This window comes from Bacteroides finegoldii DSM 17565, assembly GCF_000156195.1.
Lineage (GTDB): Bacteria > Bacteroidota > Bacteroidia > Bacteroidales > Bacteroidaceae > Bacteroides > Bacteroides finegoldii.
Genome location: NZ_GG688328.1, coordinates 179,689 through 183,501 on the forward strand (window position 1 = coordinate 179,689; position 3,813 = coordinate 183,501).

The 3,813-nt window shown below is 33.6% G+C and carries 7 protein-coding genes; 6 read left to right on the forward strand and 1 reads right to left on the reverse strand.

Translation table 11 applies throughout. The features are described 5' to 3' along the window. The 6 genes from BACFIN_RS05150 to BACFIN_RS05130 form a co-directional block, all read left to right on the forward strand. On the forward strand, positions 1-194 hold a 194-nt coding region (locus BACFIN_RS05150), incomplete at its 5' end, for a transposase family protein (protein ID WP_007756266.1). 27 nt (positions 195-221) lie between these two features. Continuing rightward, positions 222-662 carry a TM2 domain-containing protein gene (locus BACFIN_RS21940; RefSeq protein WP_007756268.1) on the forward strand — a complete coding sequence of 147 codons (441 nt, stop codon included), beginning with the start codon at positions 222-224 and terminating at the stop codon, positions 660-662. Between the two features lie 230 nt (positions 663-892). Beyond that, positions 893-2,017: a DUF3298 domain-containing protein gene (locus BACFIN_RS05145; RefSeq protein WP_007756272.1), complete on the forward strand. Its 1,125-nt coding sequence runs from the start codon at positions 893-895 to the stop codon at positions 2,015-2,017. A 196-nt stretch (positions 2,018-2,213) separates the two neighbouring features. Beyond that, positions 2,214-2,561: a hypothetical protein gene (locus BACFIN_RS05140; RefSeq protein ID WP_007756276.1), complete on the forward strand. Its 348-nt coding sequence runs from the start codon at positions 2,214-2,216 to the stop codon at positions 2,559-2,561. Next, the gene (locus tag BACFIN_RS05135) at positions 2,558-3,085 is read left to right on the forward strand and encodes a hypothetical protein (RefSeq protein ID WP_007756280.1); all 528 of its coding nucleotides are present in this window, start codon (positions 2,558-2,560) and stop codon (positions 3,083-3,085) included. The genes BACFIN_RS05140 and BACFIN_RS05135 overlap by 4 nt, the downstream gene beginning before the upstream one ends. After that, positions 3,082-3,516, forward strand: coding sequence for a hypothetical protein (locus BACFIN_RS05130; RefSeq protein WP_007756283.1), 435 nt, complete (start codon positions 3,082-3,084; stop codon positions 3,514-3,516). Before BACFIN_RS05135 ends, BACFIN_RS05130 begins: the two co-directional genes overlap by 4 nt. Positions 3,517-3,610: 94 nt before the next feature. On the opposite strand, the gene BACFIN_RS05125 is transcribed toward BACFIN_RS05130, so the two are convergent. Continuing rightward, a partial coding sequence (locus BACFIN_RS05125; protein ID WP_007756285.1) for an IS256 family transposase occupies positions 3,611-3,813 on the reverse strand: 203 nt, incomplete at its 5' end.

A 3,813-nucleotide genomic window follows, 5' to 3' on the forward strand; every position in this document is an offset into this window, starting at 1 on the left:
AAAAGCAAGAGAACAAGAGGATTTCCGGAATTAGGATTAAAGTTGAGCATGCTATCGGTGGTATGAAAAAATACCGTATTGTCAAAGAACGATTTAGATGCCATAAATTCGGTTTCGAAGATATGGTGATTCTTATTGCTTGTGGGTTACACAACTTTAGAATCAGTCACAAAATGAGATATATAACAATTTAATCTATATAATGTCTAATATATATCACTATGCAAAAAGAAATAAAATGTCCCCAATGTGGTGGAAATAGATTTAATGAATCTGGGAATAATAGTTATAGGTGTATGTATTGTGGAGCCACCTTTACGTCTAAAGCTAACACTGAACAAGAGTCGACTTCACCTGTACAAACCCCTCCAAGTCCTCCAAATATTAATGTTAATATAAACACAGGACAAGAACAGCATACAAGACCTAATATTCCCAGTTATCAAGCATATCGGGGGGATAAAAGCAGAACTACAGCAGGAATATTGGCAATAATATTAGGTGACTTTGGAGCTCATCATTTTTATTTACGAAGACCTGGTTTAGGTATATTATATCTGATATTCTTTTGGACATGGATACCTTCTATTATAGGCTTAATTGAGGGAATCACTTATTTATGTATGAGTGACAGGGATTTTGATCAAAAATACAATTACTAAAGACAAAATATCAACCTTCAAAAATAGAATACTCTGTTTTTGTATTAGTTGTTAATTATCACGTAGGAGTATATTTTGAGAAAGTAAAAAGCAAATAAAAAATTATAAGGAACTGTCTAACAGCTGCGGAGAAAGGATTTAAGGAGCTTCCTTCACTCTCTTTGTTAGTAGTTCCTTTTAATAGATATTTTAGTGTTTCGAACTAGTATATAACGTTGATTTTGAAATAAATGGAAAGTAAATTGTATGAACAATCATTATCCCTTTTCAATAAAGGGGAGTATGAAGAAGTGTTGAAAATCTTTCGCCATACTACAGTAGTTTTATCTGAGAAAGAGAAAATATTACTAAGAGAGAGTAGAAAGCAAGTTACAGAACAATACCTTTTTTTAATCAAAGATTATATCCAAGAGAAAGAGTATATTAAGGCCGAGGAATTACAAAAAAAGTATAATGCAGAATACGGTTTTGACGAAAGAATAATGGATATTATAATTCCTCAGAATATTCAAACAAAATTTCTGCAAGTTGATGATAATTCTAACAAAACTGATGTTAGATTGTCCAAAACGTCTAATATTGGAGTCATTATCAGTAGTATTATAGTTCTTTTTATAATCTTCATATTCTGGCAATACAATAAAAATAAACCTATGCAACAAGCCGTTATAGAAAATTCTAACGATGTTATTCAACAAGATAATAGCCCCCAACCGAACAGTCAAAAGACAAAAGATGTTCCCAATCAATTCGAATATATTAAGGATAAAAGAGGAAGTTTTGAAGTTGACATAGAATGGCCTCTATCTTTAACCGGCATTGATGATATTAGCAAAATTCAGCAAGTTATTATCGAACAAGCTTTTAATAATGATAGTAATAATTTACAGTCTTGTATTGAAAACTTTTTCAAAGAAGGAGAAGAAGAAAAATCACTTGGAGAAGATAAAAGAGAAGGGAAAATAGTGGTAAAATTTCAACAACGCCTAAATGATTTATATATATTTAAAATTCATATATATGCTAATTTAGGAGGAGGAACTGGGAGTTCTATCATTTATAGAGACAATTATATTTATTTCAGTAATAATATTGGGAAATTGAGCATTAATGATATGTTTACTGATTATTCTAAAACTCTGTTTTTAGTAAATGAACATATATCGTTGGATGAATATGCTTGCAAGGCTGAAGAATTACCTGATAATATAATTCTTTCCGCTTCTGGAATTACATTTATTTTCCCAAAATACAGTATTGGTTATGGTTATCAAGGTGAAGTTAAAATAGCTTTAACTTATGATGAATTAAATAATGTATTATCAGAAGTCTTTAAACAAGCAATAGGAAGATAATTAATAGGAGCATTAATAACCTTATTCTCTTTTGTGATATCAGAATATGTCGCAAATTCTATCTAAAGCAAAATAGAGATAAACATTAAAACGTACTAGGAATCAAATCTTAGTGCGTTTTTTATTTCCCTTTCCCAAATCGCTAAAACGCGATTCCCAACCCCTCAAAACCTAATATCTGAAAAAAGCTAATTTTATGTTTAGAGAATATCTAAATAGAATATTAGGATCTGAACGGGGTTTGGGTTCTAATCGTCAGGTTTATGCTACACCTGATGTCATCGAAAAAAGTAGCATACCGTCTAAACCTATTCCTTCCAAATACGAGAAAGACATAGAAGCTCTCAAAGAAAAGTATGGTAAGGAGCTTTTCTCTTCTACCGGACTCTGCATTATCAGTATGACTTTACAGGAAGCTTTGACTATCATGCCAAGAGAAAGAAGAAGGATTGACGCATACAGAGGATTGGTGTCATATCTGGAAAAGAACTGGGGAATCGAGCTGAAAATTACATCACAAAAGACGAAGGAGAAAGAGAAATGAATAGAAAAATAGTCTACCGGGAACAGGATAATAAACCGTTCCATCCAAAGTTTGCCCAATTACCGATAAAGGACCTGGCGATCCTAAACTTCACAACAGAAAACGAGGTCAGGAGATTTTATACGGGGGAACTGGAATGGATACCTTATAGCGTAGTTGAGTTAATGCTCGATACAAGAATACAAGCTCGTAATCTGGGTATACACAAGATTAGCAGCGATGAAGAGGCTTTTTACATCCTGTACCAATATTTCACGGAGATTCCCATAGCCGATAATCCCCGGTTCCTACATATTACAGTAGCAGCGGATATTTTGAATCTGACGGAACAACATATAATAAGAAAGGCGAAAGAGGAGAACGGGTTATACGCTGATCAGGACGGAGAAAACTACTTCATTGATTCACAGTGGCTGATTAAAACCTATAATGATACAATAAGGAATCTGGGGATTGAAGCGGATATAAGACTGGCGAACAATGGAAAAGGACAAGTTGAATTAACCATAAAAAGAAAATTATGAAAAAGAAAATATTTATCGTATCAAAAATATATGATACGGAAAGAATGACAGATGAGGATATCAGAATAGCAGTACAGGCAGACATAGACAAGCTGATCAAAAGAGAAGGAGTAGTTGAATTTGAGATAATCAGACAGGCGAAGGAAATCGACCTTGTTTTTTACAGGGGGCTTGAATATCCCGATAACAAACTACAACAGGGATTAATGGCTGACGCAGACGGTTACCTGGCGTGCGGAATTGGCCTGGATGGATTCAGATTGCCCAAGATGTGGGGAGAATTACCTTTCGGTTGTTCATACTTTTTTGAACAGGCAGTATTTAAAGAGTCCTACAAAGAAAGTGCAGTAGAACTCGGAGCCAGCCTGATAAAGGATTTGGAACTGGAAGTTGGAAAAGAAGCTTTAGTCTTGAAATTGAAGTGGGGATAAGTAAGAAAAGGAAGATAGTGTAAAAGCTACCTTCCTTTATTTTTTGGGCACTGTCCACAATTTTGTGTAAATAGAAAACTTCAGGATTCGGGTTTTATACTTGAATCCTGTTTTCAAATATAGTAATAAATTGGTTAAATATCAATGCCCAATTCCAAATAGGTTGGTACCATTTCTTTTCGATTTCGTTAATGGCCAGATAGACAGATTTTTTCAGTGCATCATCATTTGGAAATGATAGCTTATTTTTGGTGTACTTTCTAATTTTCCCATTCAGATTTTCAATAAGATTAGTGG

What these genes read in the sequence shown, in the direction of transcription:
- BACFIN_RS21940 (WP_007756268.1), top strand. Translation starts at nt 222, where the DNA reads ATGCAAAAAGAAATAAAATGTCCCCAATGTGGTGGAAATAGATTTAAT.
- BACFIN_RS05130 (WP_007756283.1), top strand. Translation starts at nt 3,082, where the DNA reads ATGAAAAAGAAAATATTTATCGTATCAAAAATATATGATACGGAAAGA.
- BACFIN_RS05135 (WP_007756280.1), top strand. Translation starts at nt 2,558, where the DNA reads ATGAATAGAAAAATAGTCTACCGGGAACAGGATAATAAACCGTTCCAT.
- BACFIN_RS05145 (WP_007756272.1), top strand. Translation starts at nt 893, where the DNA reads ATGGAAAGTAAATTGTATGAACAATCATTATCCCTTTTCAATAAAGGG.
- BACFIN_RS05140 (WP_007756276.1), top strand. Translation starts at nt 2,214, where the DNA reads ATGTTTAGAGAATATCTAAATAGAATATTAGGATCTGAACGGGGTTTG.